The 22,650-nt window shown below is 74.7% G+C and carries 12 protein-coding genes; 1 reads left to right on the top strand and 11 read right to left on the bottom strand.

The window, feature by feature from the left end:
- Positions 1-3: 3 nt before the first annotated feature.
- The 10 genes from OEIGOIKO_RS09700 to OEIGOIKO_RS09745 form a co-directional block, all read right to left on the bottom strand.
- On the bottom strand, positions 4-2,664 hold the full coding sequence (locus OEIGOIKO_RS09700) for a hypothetical protein (RefSeq protein WP_125053710.1): 2,661 nt from the start codon (positions 2,662-2,664) through the stop codon (positions 4-6).
- A complete protein-coding gene (locus OEIGOIKO_RS09705; RefSeq protein ID WP_125053711.1) occupies positions 2,661-6,146 on the bottom strand; it encodes a tubulin-like doman-containing protein in 3,486 nt (1,161 codons plus the stop codon). The genes OEIGOIKO_RS09700 and OEIGOIKO_RS09705 overlap by 4 nt, the downstream gene beginning before the upstream one ends.
- 111 nt (positions 6,147-6,257) lie before the next feature.
- Positions 6,258-8,738 (bottom strand): vWA domain-containing protein, encoded by a 2,481-nt coding sequence (locus tag OEIGOIKO_RS09710; protein ID WP_246177285.1) that lies wholly within the window; start codon positions 8,736-8,738, stop codon positions 6,258-6,260.
- Positions 8,735-9,364: a Pycsar system effector family protein gene (locus OEIGOIKO_RS09715; RefSeq protein WP_125053712.1), complete on the bottom strand. Its 630-nt coding sequence runs from the start codon at positions 9,362-9,364 to the stop codon at positions 8,735-8,737. Before OEIGOIKO_RS09715 ends, OEIGOIKO_RS09710 begins: the two co-directional genes overlap by 4 nt.
- Positions 9,364-11,046, bottom strand: a complete 1,683-nt coding sequence (locus OEIGOIKO_RS09720) for a hypothetical protein (protein WP_125053713.1) — start codon at positions 11,044-11,046, stop codon at positions 9,364-9,366. The genes OEIGOIKO_RS09715 and OEIGOIKO_RS09720 overlap by 1 nt, the downstream gene beginning before the upstream one ends.
- Positions 11,043-13,370, bottom strand: a complete 2,328-nt coding sequence (locus tag OEIGOIKO_RS09725) for a hypothetical protein (protein ID WP_125053714.1) — start codon at positions 13,368-13,370, stop codon at positions 11,043-11,045. The genes OEIGOIKO_RS09720 and OEIGOIKO_RS09725 overlap by 4 nt, the downstream gene beginning before the upstream one ends.
- A complete protein-coding gene (locus tag OEIGOIKO_RS09730; RefSeq protein ID WP_174857143.1) occupies positions 13,367-14,338 on the bottom strand; it encodes a nucleotidyl cyclase domain-containing protein in 972 nt (323 codons plus the stop codon). The genes OEIGOIKO_RS09725 and OEIGOIKO_RS09730 overlap by 4 nt, the downstream gene beginning before the upstream one ends.
- A 66-nt stretch (positions 14,339-14,404) precedes the next feature.
- Entirely contained in the window at positions 14,405-15,151 is a 747-nt protein-coding gene (locus tag OEIGOIKO_RS09735) for a Crp/Fnr family transcriptional regulator (protein ID WP_125053715.1), read from the bottom strand.
- A gap of 759 nt (positions 15,152-15,910) precedes the next feature.
- Positions 15,911-18,514: a polynucleotide kinase-phosphatase gene (locus tag OEIGOIKO_RS09740; RefSeq protein ID WP_125053716.1), complete on the bottom strand. Its 2,604-nt coding sequence runs from the start codon at positions 18,512-18,514 to the stop codon at positions 15,911-15,913.
- A complete protein-coding gene (locus tag OEIGOIKO_RS09745; protein WP_246177286.1) occupies positions 18,511-20,085 on the bottom strand; it encodes a 3' terminal RNA ribose 2'-O-methyltransferase Hen1 in 1,575 nt (524 codons plus the stop codon). Before OEIGOIKO_RS09745 ends, OEIGOIKO_RS09740 begins: the two co-directional genes overlap by 4 nt.
- 170 nt (positions 20,086-20,255) lie before the next feature.
- On the opposite strand from OEIGOIKO_RS09745, the gene OEIGOIKO_RS09750 reads away from it, so the two are divergent.
- A complete protein-coding gene (locus OEIGOIKO_RS09750; protein ID WP_125058608.1) occupies positions 20,256-21,179 on the top strand; it encodes an LLM class F420-dependent oxidoreductase in 924 nt (307 codons plus the stop codon).
- 204 nt (positions 21,180-21,383) lie between these two features.
- On the opposite strand, the gene OEIGOIKO_RS09755 is transcribed toward OEIGOIKO_RS09750, so the two are convergent.
- Positions 21,384-22,625, bottom strand: a complete 1,242-nt coding sequence (locus tag OEIGOIKO_RS09755) for a PP2C family protein-serine/threonine phosphatase (RefSeq protein WP_125053717.1) — start codon at positions 22,623-22,625, stop codon at positions 21,384-21,386.
- Positions 22,626-22,650: the final 25 nt, after the last annotated feature.

A 22,650-nucleotide genomic window follows, 5' to 3' on the forward strand; every position in this document is an offset into this window, starting at 1 on the left:
CCCTCATTCGTTCGCGTTCGCGGGCAGTTCCGGCCCGGTGGTGCCGCCGCGCAGCCGGACCGTGCGCACCGAGCCGGTACGCAGCGGCAGCAGCCGGAAGACGCCCGCGTACCGGCCGGCCGGGGTCCACACCATGTCGTCGGCGCCCAGCGGGTCCTCGGCGTGCCGGGTCACGTCCGGGGCGAAGCACACCCCGCGTCCCGCGTACCGGTCGCGGGAGAGCAGCCGGCGGTGTTCGGCCGCGCAGAGCGGCACCGTGCCGGTGCCGTCGCCGTGTTCCCGGAGGATCCGGGCGACCCGGTCGGGTGCCAGGCCGAGCAGCACGGCCGGGTCCGGCCGGGACGCGGGGTCACGGGCGTACGCCGGGGCGGCGGCGACGCCGTCCCGTGCCAGCCGCGCGGTCTCGTCGTCGATCAGCGCCCGTACCTCGCGGTCGAGGGGCAGGGCGGTGGCCGCGCCGGGGTCCCGTTCGATGGCGCCCCAGTACGGGTCCAGGAGGCCGGCGATGCCGTCGGCGAGGTCGCCGACGAGGGTGGCGACCAGTTCGGGCCCGCCGTCGCCCGCTTCGCGCTCCAGCCAGGGCACGGGGACGTCGTCGGGCTGCGGTACGGCCGGGGAGACGGGACGGGCCGCGGGGGCGCTGTCCGGTTCCCGGGGCGGCGGCACCGTGTCGGCGAGCGGGTCGCGCCAGGGTGTGTCGCGGCCTGCGGCCGGTCCGCCGCCGGGCTCCGGATCCCCGTCCCAGTCGTCCCAGTCGTCCCACCCCTGGGCCGTGGTGTCGTCGTACCCGGGGCCGGCGCTCTCGAAGGAGTCGTACGAGCCCGACGCCCCGGTGCTCCGGTCGTACGACGGGCCGAACCAGTCGTCGTCCAGCAGGTCGTCGGCCGGCGGGCCCGCGCTCCGCGCCGGGCCGCCGGCGCGCTCCGCCGTGCCGGGTACCGGATCGCGGCCCTCCGCGGCGGCCGCCGCCCGGCGGATCATCCCGGCCACCGCCCGCGCGCCGTCGGCGCAGTACAGCCGGGCGTCCGCGAGCAGCCAGTCGTGGGTGACGGCATCGGCCAGCAGCCCGTCGAGGGAGTCCAGGACGTCCCGCCCCTCGGAGCCGCCGCCCGCCGCCCACCACGCGTCCAGGGCCTCGGTCCAGCGGCGCACCGCCAGCAGCGGCAGCACGATCAGCGCCACCAGCAGGGTGCTCAGCCCGAGCCACGCGGGCACCGCGAGCACCTGGCCCAGGGTGATGCCGGCTGCTGCGCCGAGCATTCCGGCACCCGCCTGCGCCAGAGCGCCCGACTGTCCGCCGCCGTCGAGGTGCCCGTCCCCGGTGCGCCCGGGGCGGCGGGCCAGGGCGAGCGTGGTCAGCCCGGCGGCAGCCAGTGCCGCCAGCGGTCCCAGCACCCAGCCGGGGCCCGGCCACAGACCGGCCGCGGCGGCGACGGCGCAGCCGCCCGCCAGTTCCGCGACGGCCGCGCCGCGCACCTCGAACGGCCGGGGCCCGGCCATCCGCCGTGGCAGGCCGGCCGGGCACAGCTCGTCGAGCCGTCCGAGGCGGGCCGCGCTGCCGGTGGGCGTGGCCAGGTCGGCCACCGCGCCGAGCCGGGCCGCCGTCGAGCGCAGCGGCAGCCGCTGCGCCAGCAGGCCCTGGGTGTAGTCGCGCAGGCCGGGGCCGATGCGTTCGCGGTCGGCCTCCGGCACACGGGGCAGGTGGACGCCGCGCTCGTACAGCCGCCGGCGCTGTTCCGGGGGGAGGCCGACGCCGTCCCCGTCGCGCAGGGTCTCGGCGACGGTCTCGCGGTACGCGGTCAGTTCCGCCGCGGCCGCGCCGAGACTCTCGGCGAGGTCCACGTCCCCGGCCGCGCCACGCAGCAGACCGCCCGCGCCGCGCTGCCGCCCGTACGCGTCCTCGGCCTCCAGCAGCGCCGACTCGCAGGCCACGTGACGCTCGTCGGCCTCGCCGCCCGGCCGCCGCCACTCCTTGCTGTGCACGGGCTTGGGCGTCCCCGCGCCGACCAGCGGCGCCAGGACGGCGGGCACCCCGCCCGCCTCCGGGTCGGTGACCGCGATCCGGCCGCCGGGGTCGTCCTGGCCGACCAGGCCGGCCAGCGCCTGCCGCCAGACCCGGTCGCGGGCCGTGTACGAGAGGTCGTGTTCAAGGACGCGCAGGGCGGGTACGGCCACGCCGTCGGGCAGTCCCGACACCGCGTTCAGCACGGCGTCGAACACCGCGGGGGCGGCGAGGAGTTCGAGGAGCGGACGCAGCGCGCCGTCGTCCTCGTCCGGGGTGGGGGCGGCCGCCGTGCCGCAGTGCGGGTCGAGGACCCACAGCACGCCGACGGCGGGCGGGCGCAGTGGTGAGGGGCGGTCCAGGGCCCAGGGCGTCGGCGCGGGCGGCACCGCGATGCCGTCGCCCGGTTCCGCGGGCGGGGCACCGACCGCGACGCACAGTGCGCGGCCGGTGCCGTAGGCCAGGACCTGTTCGTAGACGCGCTGGTGGCGGGCGAGTCCGGGGGCGGTGTCCACGAGCAGGAAGCGTTCGGCCTCCTGGGCGGGGGCGCCGCCGCCCAGCGCGGTGCGGACGGCCCGGTGCAGGCCGTCCGCACCGTCCAGGCCGGCGTGGCCGGCCCGCAGGTCGAGGGTGACGACCGGTGCGGCGGTGCGGGCGCTCACAGCAGGTCCTCCTCCCTCGGCTCCTCGTCCCACGGGTCGGCCCACAGGTCGTCCTCGGCCTCCTCCGGGCGGGCCGCGTCGGCGGGCTTCGCCTGCGCCCCGTGCCGGTCCCCCGGCCGTGCCCCGTACAGATCCTTCGTGTGCGGCTCGTGCGGGTCCTGCGTCCGGCGGGGCGGTGGGTCGTGCGGGTCCTGCGTCCGGCGGGGCGGTGGCTGGTGCGGGTCCTGCGTCCGGTGCGGCGACGGCTCGTGCGGGTCCGGTTCGTACGGCTGGGTGTGCCGGGCACGCGTGTCACCGGCCGGGTCGTGGCCGTTGGCCTGGCGCAGGCGCGACGCCGCGGTGCCGGTCTCCCGGAGCTGGGCCTGTGCCTGGGCCAGGGCGCGCAGCGAGGGCCGGTTGGCCCGCAGGCTCCTGGGGAAGCGCAGGTCCAGGGCGCCGTCCAGGGTCGTGGTCCAGAAGTGGAGCAGCGGCTCGATCCAGTCCTGCTCGTCCTCGTTCAGGTCCTGGGCACGCTGCCGCAGCCGGGCCGCCTCCGCCGGAGCCACCCGGCGCAGGAAGGTCCAGAACAGCCGGTCCGGCTCCCTGGGTGTGGTGCTCAGCCCTTCCGGCAGGGCCTCCATCAGCACCGAGCAGAAGTCCTTGACCGCCGACCCGGCGTCCAGCAGCGCCCAGCGCTCGTACGCCCGCAGCAGGTCGGACCAGCTGGAGACGTCCCGGTCGTACGGCTGGAGGGCGAGGGTCATGGTGGCCGAGTCGCCGCCGCGCAGCCGGAAGCAGACGCTCTCCGGGGAGAGCGGGTCGCCGTTGACCTCGACGCGCCCGTTCCACATGGCGCTCAGCATGCGCTGGAGCACCCGTTGCCGGTCGCTCTCCGTGCTGGCGAGCCAGGAGTCGCGGTAGCCGGTGCGCTGGCGCCACTGGAGGTGGTCCTCGCGGCCCTCCCGGTCCCTGGCCCGGCCCCACAGGCGCAGCACCTGCCGTACCTCGGAGATGTCGGTCAGGCTCATCTCGCTGCGGAACAGCACCACGGTGATCGACTCGGTGACCACCGCGCGGAATTCGGGCGGCAGCCGGTTCTCGTCGCGCGGCAGCAGCAGCGACTGCTCCAGGAAGCGGTCCACGCTGCCCTTGGCCTTGGTCTGCGGGCGGACGATGAGCGTCTTGAGCTTGCCGGTGCCGTCCGGGGTGAAGCCGGCCGGCAGCAGCCCGGCGAGCTGGGAGCGGAACTGCTCCAGCCACTTCTCGTCGACCGCGTCGGTGGCCTCCTCGTCCCCGGAGGCCGCCGCGAGGAGGTCGCCGAGGGAGGGCAGCAACGGCCGCTCGTGGTGGACGCCGGCCTCGCCGAACAGCTTCTTGATCCGGCCCTCCAGGACCTGCTTGACCTCCTTGACGACGGCGCGCGGCGAGCGCTGGACGGCTTCCAGGGCGCGTTCCCAGTGCCGCGGTTCGACGATGCGGACGAGCAGCGCGGCCTCGTCCTGGCTGTCCGGGATGCCCTCGCGCTGGAGGAGGCGGGTCAGGACGTCGTCGTAGAACGCGTCGAGGGAGTTCTGCGGCGGGAGGAGGTACGACACGCCCGTACGGTCCTCGCGGTACAGCTCCCGGCGCCGCTCGCGGAACAGGCCGTTCTCCCCCTCCTCGTGGTCACGGAAGGCCCGTACCAGCGCGGAGAGTTCCTTCAGGGTCCGGTCGGCGACCGGCCGCCAGCGGGGCTCCTGCGCCTTCCACCGCTCGTGCCATGTCCGGTTGGTCGCCCAGCGGTACCAGGCGTCCTGCTCGTGGACGGCGTTCTCCACCTCGGGGTCGCCCCAGCGCGCGGGCACCACGCCGGCCATCCGGCGGCCGATCCGCGGCACCTGGGGCGCGTCGGCCCCCACCCCTTCGGGGCGATCGGGGCGGTTGCGCCGGTTGTCGAGCATCCCCGAGAAGCCCTCCCGGGCCACCCGGTCGCGGTCGCCCGGGTTGCCGAGGAAGACCCGCTCCAGCCGGAACGGGTCGTGTTCCTTGAGCAGATGGAGCAGACCGCGGCGCGGGTTGAAGCGCTCCGCGCTCTCCACCGTGCGGCGGGCGAGGTCCTTGTCGAGCGCGCGCAACTGGTGCTTCATGTTGACGCGCCGGTCGCTCAGCTCCTGGGTGATCGCCCGTGCGCCTCTGGGCACCTGTTCGGGCTCCTGCACCGGCCGTGGCTCCCGGACCCACACGTCCTCGATGCCGGACTCCTTGAACGCCTCGGTCACGAGGGCGCGGTGGTCCTCGCCGCCCTGGCGGGCGCGGTCCAGCAGGCCGCGGACGGCACAGGCCAGCATCCGGGCGGCGACGATCTCGGCGAGTTCGTCGACGGGGACGGTCATGGAGGCCGCGAGGCTGGTGGACATGCCCTGCAGGCCGATGCCGGTGGCGGCGGCCGCCGACCGGCTGGCCCCGCGGTTGACGAAGCTGGCGGCGAAGGACTGGTAGGCGTCGTCGGCGCGCCCGCGGCCGTTCTCCTCGCCGAGGTCGGTACCGATCAGCGAGGTCACCATGGCGGTGATGGAGCGGCGCAGGTCGTCGGAGCGCATCCCGGCGGTACGGCTGAAGAGGAACGCCGTCTGGACGGTGGAGGTGCGCAGGCTGACCGGCACCATGTCGGGGTATTTCACGCTCAGCGAGCCGCGCTGTTCCACGTCGCCGAGGTCGGCGGTGGCGTCCGCCGCGTTCTGGTCGTCGACCAGGTGCGAGAGGTCCACCAGGGCACGCGCGGCGTTCAGTTCGGCCTCCCGGCCGCCGCCGGCCTCCGGCGGGAACGCCGACGGCATCACGACCAGCGGGTAGATCTTCGCGCCGGGCAGGTTCACCGAGTGGAAGGCGTGCCCGAGCAGGTGCAGGAAGTCGTAGAAGATGCCGGCGCCGGTGCCGCCCGCGACGGAGAACGCCACGAACACGTCGTAGCCGCGGATCTGGCCGCCGCCCAGCTCCTGGAGGTCGCCCGCCGACTTGCTGAGCGCGTCGATCGCCGCCCGCAGCGGGCCGAGCACCTGGTCGGGTCCGTTGCGCAGAGTGGCGAACAGCGCGGCCCGGCCGACGGTGGGCAGTTGTCCGGCGCCGGTGTGCAGCGGGGAGACCCGGGGTTCGTCGACCCTGGGCGGCAGCCACCCCACGGTCTCTTCGTGCTGCGCGATGCGCAGCATCCGGGTCATCTCGGGTGAGTTGTCGTAGGTGGGCAGCAGGTTGTGCACGGCCCGGGAGGTACGGGCGAACGCCGCCGCCTCCGGGCCGCGGGCGCTCAGGTGCGGCAGCCGGTCCAGTTCGGCCTCGCTGAAGTCGGCGTACACGAACTGCAGGCAGTCCGGCAGCTGGAAGGGGACCCGTTGCTTGCCGCGGCCGACCAGGTCGGTACCGTCCGGGCCGCACAGTTCGCGGCGCAGGTTCCGCTCCAGTTCGGCGCCGATGCGGGCGCCGGTGCCGCCCAGCCCCACGAACAGCATGGGCTGGTAGATCTTCATGTCGTCGCTCCCCTCGTCCGCCCGTCGCGGGCGGCCTGTGCTGCGAGATGTGGTGCCGCCGGTGGCCCGGGCGGGCGGCCGCCCGGACCTCGGCGCCGTGGCGCGGGCGCCTCAGAACGCGGAGTCATAGCCGGACGATCCGCCCGCCCCGCCCGAACCGCCGCCCGAGCCGCCCGGACCGCCCGAGCCGCTCGTCCCGGCCGGTCTGCCGGTGCCGTTGGCCGGGGTGCCGCGCCGTCCCCGGCCGTTCACTCCGCCGGGCGCCGCGCTGCCGCCCCGGCCGATGCGTCCGCCGAACAGACCGGCCGTGCCACGGGAGCCGGCCGCCGTGCCGGGCCGGTGCCCCTGACCGGCGCGTCCCCGGCCCGTGGGCTCCCGGTCCGCCCGGCTTCCGCCGCGTACGGCCAGTTCCAGGTCGTGCGCGAGCCGGGCGGGCGCGCCCCGCGACACGGTCTGCTCCTTGCCGTCGGGGCCGCGCAGCCGCAGCCCGTCGCCCTTGCGCCGGAGCCGGTACACCTGCGCCGCGCGCTTGTTGCGGAGCTGTAGTCCGGGCCGGTCCGAGGCAGGCTCCTCCACCGCGAACCAGAACTTCTTCGGGCGCTGTCCGGGCACCGGCAGTTCGTCCAGCGAACGCCCGCCGCGGCGCAGTTCGAGGACCAAGCCCTGCAACGAGCTGCGGACACCGCCGTACCAGATGCGGATCGTGACGACGGCGGCGAGGGCCAGCAGCAGCCCGGCGCCCCCGATGACCGCCCACCACCACCGGTCCCACCAGGTGGGCGCAGGGGTGACGGTGACGGTCAGGAAGGCGGAGCCGACCTCACGTCCGCCGTCGGTCCGGTCGGTGACGGTGATCCGGCCGCCGGCGTCCCCCGGAGGCGCGCCCGCGCCGAAGGACACGGTGAACGGCACCGGCTCCTGCGCGCCGGGCGCGACGGTGACGGTGGCCGGGCTGATCCGCAGTGCCGCCGCCGTGGACTGGTCGGCCAGGCCGAGGCGCAGGGTGTGCGGACGGCTGTCGTTGTTCCGCGCCACCAGCTTGCCGGTGACCGAGCCGCCCGGGTGCACGCCGTGGCCCTCCAGCGTCACGCCGGCCGCCACGGGCGCGGCACCCGAGGACACCCGGGTGTCGTAGGGCCGCCGGTCTCCGACGACGCCGGGCGCCGCGATCGCGCCGGTCAGCCGCAGCGCGCCGGTGGCTGTTTTCGGCACCGTCACCGACGCCCCGTACAGCACGTCGCCCGGCCGGTCGTCGGGGCCCTCGCCGTCGTCGCGCAGCGGGACGTCCACCGGCTCGAAGCCGTCACCGGACAGCTGGGCGGCGGCCCGCACCCCGGCCAGCTGCCCGGGGTCGGTGATCACCACGCCGCGCCGGGTCTGCAGGCGCATCCGTACGACGACGTCCTCGCCGGGCCTGGGCGCGGACGGCTCCAGGGTGACCGACGAACGCAGCACGCCCTGCCAGATGGCCCGTACGGTGGCGGGCTGGTCCCGGTGCCCCGGCGGCGCCGACAGCTGTACGCGCCAGGTGCCCGGCAGCGGGTCCTTGACCCGCAGCGCCTCGACCGGCCCGTCCTGGCCGCTGACTTCGAAACGGGAACCGTCGGCCTCCCCCTGCAGGGGCACCTTGCGGCCCTTGGGGTCGTAGTAGGTGGCCGTCACCCTCGGGTCGCGCTTGGTGACGGTGATCGAGCCGTCGGTCGCGATGGGCGGGATGTCCACGGTCAGCTCGCCCGGCGGCTTGCTGCTGGTGCCTTCCTCGACGCGGGCGCAGCGGGCGGCGGCGAACGCGCCCTGGAGCGCCTTGTCCACGTCGGCGGCGCCGTCGACGATCTCCGGCCGCGGGCGGGAGCCGGGCACGTCGGCGCAGCCGTTGCGGTAACCGCCGTCGGCCATCTGCTGGAGGGCCTCCTTGTCGATGCCCTTGCCGAAGCCCAGCGGCCAGATCTGCACCTGTTCACGGCGGGCCCGGTCGAGGACCTCGCGCAGCCGCTTCTCGCCCTCCTGCTTCCGGGCGGCGGGGTCGGCTCCGTAGGCGGGACTGTCCTCGACGTTGAGCTTGCCGTCGGTGAGCAGGAAGACGACCTTGGGCGTGCCCTCCTCGCCGGTCTCCTTCAGCCGGGTCAGGGCCTGGGTGAGAGCGGCCGGGAAGTCCGTTCCGGGGCCGAGGCCGGCGCCTTCCCGGTCGGTGAGCCGCCGGGCGCAGTCGCTGATGCGCTGCCGTCCGGCGGCGTCCACGACGGTGGGCGGGCACACTTCCCGTACGGGCTGCTGGCCCTCCTTCTCCGCGCTGCCGAACCCGATGACGCTCGCCCGGGACCGGTCGGAGATCTCGCCCTGGCCGATCAGCGCTGCGGCCTCTGCCTCACGGGCCAGCGCCTCCTTGCCGATGCTGGCCGAAGCGTCCACGACGACGGAGAAGTCGACGGGCATGGGGCCGACGGACGGTGCGGCGGGGGCGGGCGCGGCCCATGCGGGCGGCGGCCCGAGCGGCACGGTCGCGCAGAGCGCGGTGAGGGCGGCGACGGTGGCGCGGCGCGCCCTGCGACGCGTCCGCGCGGCCGCCGTCACGGTCCGGTGCGGCACGTTCACCACAGCCCTCCGGTCAGGGCGCAGCAGCCGCCGGCCGCCAGGCAGCCGACTCCCCAGCGCAGCCAGCGGTACTTGGCGCCGAGGATGCGGCCGAGCGCGCACGCCTGCTCGACGGCCCACTGCCCGGTGTCCCGGCCCGCGAGGGCCACCCGGGGCAACAGGACTTCGGCGGTCGCCCCGCCGGTCAGCTGCGGGAAGAAGGTCAGCTGACCGTCCGCCGCGGTACGGGTGCGGGGCAGCACCGCCACCACGAACATGGCTATGCCCAGCGTCCACAGCGCGGTCCCCGCTATCAGCAGGGCGGCGCGGGCGGCGGACATCGCCGGGAGCTGTCCGTCGCGGCCGAAGAGCAGGACCAGCGCCGCGGTGGCGCCGGTCATCATGACGGACGCTTTGGTGTCGGCCCGGTTGATCTCTTCCCGTACGACCTTCAGCAGGCGTTCGGCGACGAAGTCGCTGCCGGTGCCGGGGGCCGGGGCAGAGGCCGGGGCCGGGGCGGGGGCCGGGGCGGTGCGGGTGCAGGGGCAGGCCCTGGCACAGCGGCAGGGGCCGGGACCGGGATCAGGGCCGGGATCGGGGCCGGTGCCCCGGGTGGGCGCGGGTGCGGGCGGAGCGCTGGTGGTCATCACTTTCCCCAATCCAGACCTTCGCCGCGGCCGCGACGCGGCGCGGGGCGATCCCGGTCGTCGCGGCGGTCGTCGTCGCGGTGGTCGTCGTACCGGTCGTCCCGTCGCTCGTCGCGCCGGTCGTCCCGGCCGCCGTCGTACCGGTCCTCGAACCGCTCTCCGTACCGGTCGTCGAACCGTTCCCCGTACCGGTCGTCGGGGAAGTCCCCGCGCCGGCCGGTGCGGTAGTCGTCGCGCTCGGCGGCCGACTGGACGCGGTCGGGCTCGTAGACGCGGCCGCGGTCGTCCTGCTCGTACGGCTCGTCCTGCTCGTACGGCTCGTCCGCGTACGGCCCGTCGTGGCGGTCGGCGTACCGGTCGTCGGCCGTAGCGTCGCCCTGCCCGGCACCGCCGTACCCGTCGTCGCGGCGCCCACCGTCGGCGTACCCGTCACCGCCCGGACGGCCGCGCCGCCTCGGCTCGTGCGCGTCGTACGCCGCTTCCCTGCCACGGCCGGAACCACGGTCCCGTTCCCGCTCGAAGTCCCGCTCGAAGTCCCGCTCGGAGCTCCGCTCGAAGTCTTCTTCGGAGCTCGGCCCGGGGCCCGGCCCGGCGGCCGGATCGTCCTCCGGATCGGGCTCGTGCGCCCAGTCCATCCGCTGCCGTCCGCGGACCCGTTCCTGTTCGTCGCGGGGCCCGCCGCTCTCCAGCGCGCGCCGCCGCGGCTGCTCCAGGAAGGTGTCGGCCGCGCGCCCCACCAGGCCGCGCGTGCTCGACCGCATGAGGTCGATGGCGGCCAGGGTCTGGTCGTTGAGGTCGTGGCGCTCGATCAGGCCGCCGTCGACGAGGCGGAACACCGTGTCGATCGACAGCACCCGTTCCTCCCGGCGCTCGCGGCGGAACGCCTGCTGGATGTCCCATTCGTGGGCGGAGTCGCGCGCCATGAAGTACGCGAGCTGCCGGTCGTCGCCGCCACTGAGCATCTCCTGCAGCTCGGCGGCCCTCATCCGGATCAATTCCTGTTCCTGCCGTTCCTTCCTCAGTGCTTCCACGTGCTGCCGGCGCGCGAGGTCGCCCTCGTGGTCGATCTCGGTGCGCTGGCGCTCCGCGCTGATCCCGCGTTCGCTCAGGTCGATCCGTACGAACACCTCGGTCTCCAGGCCGAGTTCGTGGCCGAGGCGCAGGTCCGCCAGTTCGTTCTCCACCGCCCGGTCGGCCCGTTCCGCCTCGCTGATGCGGTAGCGCCTGGTCACTCCGCGCAGCCCCCGGAGCAGCACCGGCGAGAAGTACTGGGCGAGGTCCCAGACGTTGGCACGGACCGCCGCGTACGCGTCCACGACGTGCCAGCGCACCTGCACCTCCGCGCGGAAGGACTCCGCGTCGCCGGCCGCGGGCAGTTCGGTGCGGAATTCGGTCAGGTGCCGGCCCATCCGCACCTCCATCACCTTGAACGAGCCCCTGAAGAGCGGCTTGTTGTAGTCCTCGCGGCGGTCCGGCCACACCACGCTGTGGCCGCCGTTCTCGTACATGAGCACCGCGGCCACCTGCACACTGGGCCGCCGGAACCGGCCGGACGACTCGTACTCCTGCACCAGCGGCCCCGGCACCGCCCCTCCGGGCCCCTGGCCGTGTCCCCCGGGCGCGCCGGACCCCGGACCCTGCCCGTGGCCGTGCTGCGCGCCGTTCCGGCCGTCTTGCGTCATCGTCGCCCCTCTCCTTCCAGCTCCGCCTGCGTCCGCACCGCCGCCCGCATCCGCGCGGCCGCCCGGGGGGCGAGCGGTTCGTCACCGTCCCGCTCCAGCCGGGCGATCAGTTGCAGCAACCGGTCCCGGTCGCGCCGCCCCTCCACCAGCCGCGGCAGGAACCCGCACAGCACGTCGAGCTGCCGCGGGTCCTTGGCCGCCCGCCGCATCCAGCCGCCCATCTCCTCCTGTGCGGCGACGCCCGCCCGCGCCGTGTTCAACGTGCTGTGGACCAGGTCGGCCAGCCAGGGCGCCCGGTCGGGGTGGGCCGCGACCAGGGCCGCCGCCAGCGGCCAGGAGCCGTACGACTCCTGGACGCGGCTGTCGCCCTGGAGTCCCCACAGGTGAGAGGTCCGGGTGGACAGCGCGCGCAGCACCACCATCAGCGCGAGGTTCTGCCGGACCTGCCGCGGGTCGCCGAGCCACCGGGCCAGCCGCCTGAGCACCACCTCCGGCTCGGGCCCCGCCAGCAGCCGCACCACGCTGTACGAGGCGGCGTCGGCCGGCTTGCCGCCGTCCTCCCGGCAGCCGATGCGGGCCAGTTCGTCCAGGGATTCGGCGACCGAGCCCGCCGCCATGCCGTAGCCGTGGGTGAACGCCGCTGTCTCGCAGGCGGACCGGTCGTCGCCGCGCGCCCATTCGCGCAGCAGGCCGCGTACGGCGGGCCGCACCTGCGGGTCGCGGGACGTCTCGGCCAGCGCGGTGGCCGCGGCCATCTGCTGCACCGGACTGTCGGCGCGGGCGAGCGGCAGCAGGACTTCGGAGAAGCCGTACAGGTAGTCCCGGGCGCAGAGGATGCCCGCGGCGACGGCCGCGCGTACCCACACCTGGGGGCGCTGGTCGTCGCACAGGGACCGCAGCCAGCGGGTCAGCGGGCCGCGTACGTTGTGGTAGCCGTCCCAGGCCTCGTACAGGACGGCGGTGGCCAGCCTTCGCCCCTGGAAGCGCATCGCCCGTACGGGAATGGCGGCGTCGCCCAGATCCTCGACGACCTGCTCCGGTACGGCGCGCGCGGCGGCCAGCCGGGCCTCGGTCTTCGCGGTGAACAGCGGGCGGCCCGGCGCGTACTGGGGGTCGAGGGTGACGGCCAGCTCCCAGGCGAGGAGTTCGGCCGCCTCGGTCACCAGGCTCTCGGCGGAGCCGTTGAAGGCCGCGAGCGACAGGCGCAGGGCCGCGGCGCGCAGGGCGGGCAGCGCCTCGGGCAGCGTGCCGGGGCGGTCGGCCCCGGCGAGCCACTCCCGCGCCTGGCGCGGGGCGAACGTGGCGCACTGGGCGAGGAGTTGTGCGTCGTCGGCGTCGCCCCTGGCGTGCGCAGCGAGGTGGCCGGCGAACCGCGCCGCCTCGCCCGGCCGCAGGGCGTCCAGGCCCAGCGCCTGTTTCACGTCGGGGCGCTCGGCGTTGCGCAGGGCCAGCCGGCACAGCTCCGGACCGACGTCGGAGAGACTGTCCTCCACGTGCTGCTTCAGTACCTCGCCGGCGGGCGGTGGCGTGCACTGCGCGCCGTAGCGGCCGCGCACCAGGCGGTCGGCGAAGTCACCGGCGCCCACGACCAGGACGCCGTACGCGCCGCGCTGGGCGAGCAGCGCACTGAGCCGGTCCAGGTGCAGGTCGGAAGGGTGCGGCCCGGCGCCGTTCCCCGCCCCGTCGCCGCCGTCCCGGCCGCTGCCCCCGGAAGCGGCCGGGACCACGCCGGCGTCCTCGGCGGGCAGTTCGAGCAGGTACCCGCGGCCGGTCTCGAACTTCTCCTGGCCGACGCTGTCGAGCGCGGTGGCGGGGTCCAGGCGGGACACCCCGGTGGCGATGTCCCGGAGGAGGGCGAGCCCCGTGGACGTACGGCCGGTGCCGTGCTCGCCGCAGAGCGCCAGCAGGTGCGTGCGCCGCAGCCGGACCTCCATCGCGTCGTACCCGGGAGGCGGGCAGTAGACCCGCTCCAGGCGCTCCATCTCCTCGTCCGGCACCGGCCCGTCGACGAACACGTCGTCGGTGCCGATCCGGACCTGCGTCTGGTAGAAGGTGTTGCCGTCGAAGATCTGGCTGTCGCCCTCGATGTGCAGGCTGGTGCGGGCCTCGCGGGCGGTACGGGCACCGCCCGCCTCGCCCGCGCCGCCCAGCGGGCTGCCCTTGGGGGCGTCCAGGCGCGGCTTCTCCTCGGGCGTCCCGTCGCCGTCGGCCGTCCGGCCGTCCCTGGCCGCCCGCGCGTCGTCGTCCCGGCCGCCCGGCCTGCCGTCGGGCTGCGGCGGGGGCTGCTCGCCGGCCGGCGGCGCCCCCTCGTCCCCATCGGTCACCTGTCGCCGCCTTCCGGTGCGGGCCCGGTGTGCGGGGCGTCGTCGGCGGGCGGTCCGGGGGCGGGCGTACGGGCCGGGGCGGCGGCCTTGTTGATGCCGACGAAGCCCCCGTTGGTGTTGATGGTGTTGTCCCGGAAATTCTGCTGATCGCCGCCGACGTGCTCGATCTTGTACTTGTGCACGTACGGGGCGGGCGCCGGACCCGCACCGGCCGCCGCTCCCTCCTCCACCGGGCCGGAAGCGGGCGGCGGGACCGTTCCCCCATGCCCCGCCCCGCCGCCCTGCTCCGGCGGCGGGTCCGGGACCGCGCGCACCCCCGTCGCGCACGGCCGGTCCCGCGCCGGCACCGCCGGTGACGGCGGTGCCTCGTGCGACGTCTGCGCCGGAAGGGGCGGGATCGGCAGCCGGGGGACGTGGAACCACGCCTCGACGTCCGTCTCCTTCTCCGACACCCGCGCCCGGCGGTAGTGCTCGGGCTCGATACAGGCGCCGCCTTCCGCCACGACGTCGTGGTACAGCGCGTCGGACACGACGAACAACAGCGGTGCCCGGTCCGCCAGTTGCATGACGCTGCGGGCGGTCCCGCTGTCGCACAGCCGGCACGTGAGGTCCACGGCGCGCCCGGCCAGTCCCTTGGCGTCCTGGGCGACCGAGCCCGCATGCATGGCCACACGCATCCGCAGCGGCTCCAGACGCCCCTCGTTGACCTGGCGCAGCTTCTGGTAGACGCCTTCGAGCCAGGGCCCCACCAGTTGCGCGGACGGGACGTCGGGGGCGAGCGCGACCAGCACGCCGTCGCCGCGGTCCTCCATGTGGTAAGCCCCTTCGGCGATCCCGGCGGCGGTGAACCCGGCCTCGAAGACCTCGTACATCGCCTCGCGCATCCGCAGCTTCGCCCGCCAGCCGAGCAGTCCGGATCCGCAGACGTCTCCGTTGACGACGAGTCGGTGCAAGGCTTCCGTGCTCACTGGACCTCCTGGTTCGTGCCGACATGAAGCAGCATGGCCGGGGCGGGAAGACGGGGCTGTAGCCGTTTACACAGCCGGCGGGGATTGCTCGGGACGTATGGGGACGGGGCCGGCCGGTGTACGGCCGCCGACCGCGCGCCCTTCGGCGAGCAGCCGCAGCAGCGCGAGGTCGAGCACGGCCAGCCGCCGGGGACCGGTCTGCACGACGCCCTGCTCGCGCAGCAGGCGCAGCGCCTTGGCCACCGCTTCGCGGGTGGAGCCGACGGCCGCGGCCAGGTCGTGCTGCGGCAGCGGCAGGTCGACGTCCACACCGCCCGACCCGGGGGTCCCGGTGCGCTCGGCCAGTTCGGTCAGCCGCGCGGCGAGCCGCTGCAGCACCTTTTCCGAGGCCAGGGAACGCCGTTCGCCGTCCGAGCTGCGCAGCCGGGAACTGAACTGCCGCATGATCAGTACGGTCGCCACGGGCCGCGCCGCCAGATAGCCGCGGAACCGGTCGCCGGGGACGACCACCCCGTCCACCGGGCCGAGCGCGGTGACGGTGGCGCTGCGCGGCCGGTGGTCGACGGCGGCCTGATCACCGACGACCTCGCCGCTGCCGCGCAGCGCGAGGATGAGCCGTACGCCGCGCTCCGTCTCCAGGGAGACGCTGGCCCAGCCGTTGACGATCGCCACCACGAAGGTGGTGGTGTCGTGCTCCCTGAGGACGACCTCGCCCGGGGCATAGCTCCGGCCCCGGCCGAGCGCGAGCAGCGCCCGCCGGTCCTGCGCCGGCAGCGCCGTCAAGAAGGGCCTGCCGTCCTCGAAGAGACTCATCCGCCTCCTCCCCCCGCTGGTCTCGCTCACCCCGGCCCCGGCACCCGTCGGCACGGCGGACGTTCCGCCTCTTGTGCATCTGGTCGCCCCAGGGCCCCGGCCCGGTTCCTCAGCCTGGCGGAGAAATGGGCTTGTCTCTGATTTCTTTCGTTACAGGCGGGGTTCTTGCGCAAATTGATCGAGCTGCGCTCGGTTGAGTTACAGAAGGTTAGGGTCGCGATCGGGCCCCGTCAACGCTTTCACAGACCTCAACTACCGCCCCACTCAAGGGTTTTGACCTCCCCGAACACGTGTGCCTCACTCGGTCCGGAGCGGACGACGATGCGGCACTCCCCTCGAAACAGGGGCAGTTGATCGACGCGCCGTACCTCCGGCCGTCACTCTCCGACTGCGCGCAGAGCTCCGAGAGGGCACGCCACGGAGGGCAGTCACCCGATGTACGACCGACTCGACGAGGCGGTGCCCGCTTCGGTCCGCGATCAGGCCCGAGCGGCCGATGCCTCACCGCGCAGGGTTCTGCAACCAGCTGCTCGAAGAGACTCGAAGAGACCGGCGCCCTGCTCACCCCCGGCGCCGCCTTCGGTGTCAACCACACCGTGCGCATCGGTTTCGCCGACGACACCCAGGCGCGGTGCACCGGGCTGCGACTGACCGGCCGGTTCCTCGATCGGCTCGGCCAGGTGGCAGCCGTGTGACCGGCCATACGGCCCGTCACACGGCCCCGTTCCGCCACGGTGCCGGCCCCGGGGCCGGCACCGCCTACAACCGCGGATCCACCGGCTCCGACTCCAGCGCCAGCACCGCGAAGACCGCCTCGTGCACCCGCCACAGCGGCTCGCCGTCGGCCAGGCGGTCCAGTGCCTCCAGGCCGAGGGCGTACTCGCGCAGCGCGAGGGAGCGCTTGTGGCCCAGGTGGCGTACGCGCAGCCGTTCCAGGTTCTCCGGGCGGGTGTACTCCGGACCGTAGATGATCCGCAGGTACTCCCGGCCACGGCACTTGACGCCCGGCTGCACCAGCCGCCCGTCGCCCTTGCGCACCAGCGCGCCCAGCGGCTTGACCACCATGCCCTCGCCGCCCGCGGCGGTCAGGTCGAGCCACCACCGCACGCCCGCCGCGACCGACGCCTCGTCCTCGGTGTCGACGACCAGCCGGCCGGTGCGCCGCAGCAGGCCGGTGCCGTCGTGTTCGACGAGCCGGTCCAGCCACGCCAGCTGCTCGTCGTGCGGTACGGCGGCCAGGCTGCGGCCGGGCGCCGCCAGGATCTGGAACGGCGCCAGCCGTACGCCGTCCAGGCCGTCGACCGGCCAGCAGTAACGCCGGTACGCCTCGGTGAACGCGGCCGCGTCGACGGCCCGTGCACGCTGTCGCGCCAGCAGGTCCGGCACGTCCACGCCCCGCGCGGCGGCCGCCTCCAGCGCGTCCAGCGCCCCGGGGAACACGGCGCCGGACGCCGCGCCGACCGCCGCGTACTGACCGCGCAGCAGCCCGGCCGCCTTCAGCGACCATGGCAGCAACTCGGCGTCCAGCAGCAGCCAGTGCCCGGAGCCGGCCGCGGCGGGGTCCGCCAGTTCCTCCCACAGGCCCGCGCTCTCCACGGCTTCGCGTACGGACTTCAGCACCTGCTCGGTGACGGCCGGATCGTCGAAGAACGGCCGTCCGGTCCGCGTGCAGACCGCGCCGCTCACGCCCGCCGCCGCGCCGAACCGTTCCCGCGCCGCCGCCTCGTCCCGGCACACCAGGACCACGGCCCGCGAGCCCATGTGCTTCTCCTCGCACACGACCTCCCGTACGCCGTCCGCCCGGTACGACGCGAACGCCTCGGCCGGGTGCTCCAGGTAGCCGTCCTCCTTGGACGTCGCGCAGGGCGCCATCGTCGGCGGCAGGTACGGCAGCAGGCGCGGGTCGACCGCGAAGCGGCTCATCACTTCCAGCGCCGCCGCCGCGTTCTCCTCCTTCACCGCGACCCGGCCCATGTGGCGCGTCTCCACGACCCGCCGCCCGGCGACGTCCCCCAGATCCAGCGGACGCCCGTCCGCGCCGCCCGGCGCCTCACTGGCCAGCGGCTTGACCGACTCGTACCAGACCTGCTCGGCCGGTACGTCGACCAGTTCCCGCTCCGGCCAGCGCAGCGCCGTCATCCGGCCGCCGAAGACACAGCCCGTGTCCAGGCAGATGGTGTTGTTCAGCCAGCTCGCGCGCGGCGCCGGGGTGTGCCCGTAGACCACGGCGGCGCGGCCCCGGTACTCCTCGGCCCACGGGTAGCGCACCGGCAGCCCGAACTCGTCCGTCTCGCCGGTCGTGTCGCCGTACAGCGCGAAGGACCGCACCCGGCCGGACGTCCGGCCGTGGTACTTCTCCGGCAGTCCGGCGTGGCAGACCACCAGCGCCCCGCCGTCGAGCACGTAGTGACTGACCAGGCCCTCGATGAACGCGGCGACCTCGCCGCGGAACGCCTCGTCCTCCCCCTCCAACTGCGCGACGGTCTCGGCGAGCCCGTGGCTGTGCCGCACCTTGCGGCCCTTGAGGTAGCGGCCGAGCTTGTTCTCGTGGTTGCCCGGTACGCACAGGGCGTGCCCGGCCGCGACCATGCCCATCACCAGGCGCAGCACGCCGGGGCTGTCCGGGCCGCGGTCCACCAGGTCGCCGACGAAGACCGCGGTACGGCCCTGCGGGTGCCGGGCGTCCACGGCACGGCCGAGCGCGTCGCGCTCGACCTCGTACCCCAGCCGTGCGAGCAGCGTCTCCAGCTCGGAGCGGCAGCCGTGGATGTCCCCGACGATGTCGAACGGACCGGTCAGGTGCCGCAGGTCGTTGAAGCGCCGCTCGGTGACGATCTCCGCCGCCTCGACCTGCTCCACCCCCTTGAGCACGTGCACCTTGCGGAAGCCCTCGCGCTCCAAGTGGCGCAGTGAACGCCGGAGTTCACGCTGGTGGCGCTGGATGACGCGGCGCGGCATCCCGGCCCGGTCGGCGCGCGCCGCGTTGCGCTCGGCGCACACCTCCTCGGGCAGGTCCAGGACGACGGCCACCGGCAGCACGTCGTGCTCGCGGGCCAGCTTCACCAGCTGGGCGCGCGCCTCCGGCTGCACGTTAGTGGCGTCGACGACGGTCCGCCGGCCGGCCGCCAGGCGCTTGGCCGCGATGTAGTGCAGGACCTCGAAGGCGTCGCCGCTCGCGCTCTGGTCGTTCTCGTCGTCGCTGACCAGCCCGCGGCAGAAGTCCGAGGAGAGCACCTCGGTGGGCTTGAAGTGGCGCGCGGCGAAGGTGGACTTGCCGGAGCCGGTGGCGCCGACGAGCACCACCAGGCAGAGGTCGGGGACGCCCAGGGGGCGGCGGGCGGGGGTGGGGGTGGCACCGGTCATGCCTGGGCCTCCTTCGCGGGGGGATCGGTGAGGGGCGGGGCTGTCGTGAGGGACGGGGTTTCCGTGAGGGGCAGGGTTGTTGTGGAAGGAGGGGTTGTCGTGAGGGACGTGGCTGATGTGCGGGGCGGGGCCGGCTCCTCCTGGCGGAAGTACGCGAGCTGCGTCGGCGGGCCGACCTCGGGGTCGTCCGGGCCCACCGGCCGGAACTCCACCTCGTACCCGTGCCGCCCGGCGACCTCCCCGGCCCATGCCCGGAACTCCGCACGCGTCCACTCGAAGCGGTGGTCGCCGTGCCGCACATGCCCCGCGGGCAACGTCTCCCAGCGCACGTTGTACTCGACGTTCGGCGTGGTCACCACGACCGTACGCGGCCGGGCCGCGCCGAACACCGCGTACTCCAGCGCGGACAGCCGCGGCGGGTCCACGTGCTCGACGACCTCGCTCAGCACGGCGGCGTCGTACCCCTTGAGGCGGACATCGGTGTACGCCAGCGACCCCTGCACCAGCCGCAGCCGCTCGGACTGCCGCTCGGGCATCCGGTCCAGCCGCAGCCGGCGCCGCGCCTCCTGGAGCGCGCGCATCGACACGTCCATGCCGACGATGTCGGTGAACTGCCCGTCCTTGAGCAGCTCGCCCAGCAACTGCCCCGGCCCGCACCCGAGGTCCAGCACCCGCGCCGCCTTCGCCTCCCGCAGTACGCCGAGGATCGCCGCCCGCCGCTGCACGGCGAGCGGCACCGGCCGCTCCTCGGTGTCGGCCGACTCCTCCACCGCGTTGTCGATCTCCTCGGCGGCGGCGTCGTCCGCCTCGGCGAGCCGGGCCAGCTCCAGCCGCTCCAGCGCGTCGCGGGTCAGCGACCGGCGGCGGGCGAGGTAGCGGCCGACGATCAGCTGCTGCTCGGGGTGGCCCTCCAGCCAGCCCTCACCGGCCCGCAGCAGCTTGTCGACCTCGTCGGGCGAGACCCAGTAGTGCTTGGCGTCGTCCAGCACCGGCAGCAGCACGTACAGGTGCCGCAGCGCGTCGGCGACCGTACGCTCGCCCTCCAGGCCGAGGCGTACGTAGCGCGAGTCGCCCCACTCCGGGAACGTCTCGTCCAGCGGCACCGGCTCGGCCCGTACCGTCCAGCCCAGCGGCTCGAACAGCCGCCGCACCAGGTCGGCTCCGCCGCGCGCGGGCACGGCGGGCAGCGCCACCTGCAACGGCAGCGGCTGCGCGGGCAGCTCGGGGCGCGCCTTGCACTGCCCCTTCATCGCACTCGCGAAGACCGTGCTCAGGGCCACGGCCAGCAGCGAGGACGCCGCGTACGGGCGGTCGTTGACGTACTGCGCGAGCGCCGAGTCGGGCGCACCGCCGCGGCCCTTGCCCCGGGCACGCCGCACCAGCGCGACCGGGTCCACCTCCAGCAGCAGCGCGGCCGTGCACCGGCTGTCGTCCGCCTCGGGGTAGAACACATGGGCCGTGCCGTGCGCCGTCGAGAACGCCTGCGCCTTCCCGGGGTGCTTGTGCAGCAGGAATCCGAGATCGGTCGCGGGGCGCCCGGCGCTTCCGGTGGTGGTCATCGTCAGGAACACGCGTACGAGTATCGCCCGGTACCGACCCGTTTGACGAACCGGTTTTCGCAGGTGGGAACGGAAGTGCGGCAAGGGGCGGCCGCCGCCCCGCTCCCTCGTCACACCGGCCCCTCCCGTATGCTGCCGTGCCTGTTCCCGGCTCCCGGCACCCGCAGGGCAAGATGGGCGGCATGGAACTCCGGATCTTCACCGAGCCCCAGCAGGGGGCCACCTACGACACCCTTCTCCGCGTCGCCCGAGCCGCCGAGGACCTGAACTACGGCGCGTTCTTCCGTTCCGACCACTACCTCCACATGGGCAGCACCGACGGGCTGCCCGGTCCGACGGACGCCTGGATCACCCTGGCCGGCCTGGCCCGGGAGACCACCAGCATCCGCCTCGGCACCCTGATGACCGCAGGCACCTTCCGCCTCCCCGGCGTACTGGCCATCCAGGTCGCGCAGGTCGACCAGATGTCGGGCGGCCGGATCGACTTCGGCCTGGGCTCCGGCTGGTACGAGGACGAGCACAAGGCGTACGGCATCCCCTTCCCGAAGGAGAAGTTCGGCCGGCTGGAGGAGCAGCTGGCGATCATCACCGGACTGTGGAAGACCCCCACCGGCGAACGCTTCGCCTTCGACGGGAAGTTCTACCAGCTGACGGACTCGCCCGCGCTGCCCAAGCCCGCCCAGCCGAAGGTGCCGGTCCTCATCGGCGGGCACGGCGCCAAGCGCACCCCCGCGCTCGCCGCCGAGTACGCCGACGAGTTCAACATCCCCTTCGCCTCGGTGGACGACACCGAGCAGCAGTTCAAGCGGGTACGGGCGGCAGCCGAGCAGCGCGGCCGGGACGCCGACGAACTCGTGTACTCCAATGCCCTGGTCGCCTGTGTCGGCCGCAAGGACGCGGAGGTCAAGCGCCGCGCCGACGCCATCGGCCGCGAGGTCGACGAGCTGAAGGCCAACGGTCTGGCGGGCTCCCCCGCCGAGGTCGTCGAGCGGCTCGGCCGCTTCGCGGGCGTCGGCTCCCAGCGCGTCTATCTGCAGATGCTCGACCTGACCGACCTCGACCAGATGGAATTGATCGCGTCCGAGGTCATGCCGCAGGTGGCCTGAGCAAGGGCGTCGAAGCCGGTGGCGGGCGGGGTGCGGGGTCGGGGTGCGGGGTGTGGGGTGTGGGGGTGCGGGGTGCGGGGTCGGGACAGGCGTACGGGGCCCGCACGGTCGGGGCCAGCGGCCTCGCCCGCCCGGCCTCACACCGCCTGCACCGCCTGCACCGCCCCGCCCGGCCTCACACCGCCTGCACCGCCCCGCCCGGCTTCACACCGCCGGCACCACCCCACCCGGCCCCCACGGCCCCGGGCACCACTCCACGAGCAGCAGCGTGGCGTCGTCCCGCAGCTCGTTGCCCTGGTCGTCGACGATGAAGTGGATCAGGCGGCGCAGCGTCTCGAAGGCCAGCTCGCCGCCCGCCGTGGCCCGGATGATCGTGTCCGTGAACCGTTCCAGCCCGAACAGCGCGCCGTTGGCGTCACGCGCCTCGGTCACCCCGTCCGTGTAGAGCAGCACCCGGTCGCCCGGCTCCAGCTCCGCGACGTGGACGGTACGCGGTTCCGGGCTCAGCGCCGCGGGCAGGCCCAGCGGCAGCTGGCCGGCCTGCTCCAGCGCACGGTCGAGGACCGCGTGCCGCCGGATGAGGAGCGGCGGCGGATGGCCGCAGTTGATCCAGCGCAGCCGGCCGTCGGCGAGGTCGAGCTGGAGGAAGACGCCGGTGGCGAAACGGTCCGGCAGCCACTGGGACAGCGCCTGGTCGACGGTGTCCACCGTCTCGCGCAGGTCGGCACCGGCCCGGCGGCCGCTGCGGCAACCGGCCAGGGCGACGGAGGTGGCCAGACCGGCGGCCAGGTCGTGGCCCATCGAGTCGATGATGGCGGCGTGCAGCGTGTCCTGCGTCATGGAGTGGTCGAACGCGTCGCCGCCCAGCTCGTAGGCGGGTTCCAGCACGGCCGTGGACACCGCCTGCTCGTTGCCGATCGTGCGCGGCGGCAGGAAGGCGCGGACCATTTCCGCGGGCAGCTGCATCGGCTGCGTACGCGCCTGGCGTACGAACGTGTCGCTGTAGGCCCGTTTCGAGGTGATGATGGGGGCCAGCAGGGCCGCCAGCGCACGGCAGCGGCGCATCCGCTCGCCGTCCAGCAGGTCGGTGCGTACCTCCAGTACGCCCAGCCGCTCCACCCCGTCGACCAGCGGCAGCCAGATCCGGATGCCGCCCTCCGGATCGTCGGCGTCCTCCACCCGCATGGCCAGCGTGCGGTACGTCCAGCCGGCGAGGGAGGAGTCGACGGAGAGCGCCCGCTGTCCCACGCCCAGCGGGCACAGCTGCCGCTGCTGAATGTCGACCAGGTAGAGGCCGACGTGCCGCAGGCCCAGGGCCGTGGCGTGCCGGTTCACCAGGTCGGGCATGTCCGTGGGGGCCGCGCGCTGGGCCTGCTCCAGCAACGCTTCGAGCATCCCGTAGCCCTCGGCGCCCGGGTAGGCATCCGCAAAGGCTTCGCCGGCCATCGTGATCACCTCCTACCGCAGTCTC

This window comes from Streptomyces paromomycinus (assembly GCF_003865155.1).
Classification (GTDB): Bacteria; Actinomycetota; Actinomycetes; order Streptomycetales; family Streptomycetaceae; genus Streptomyces; species Streptomyces chrestomyceticus.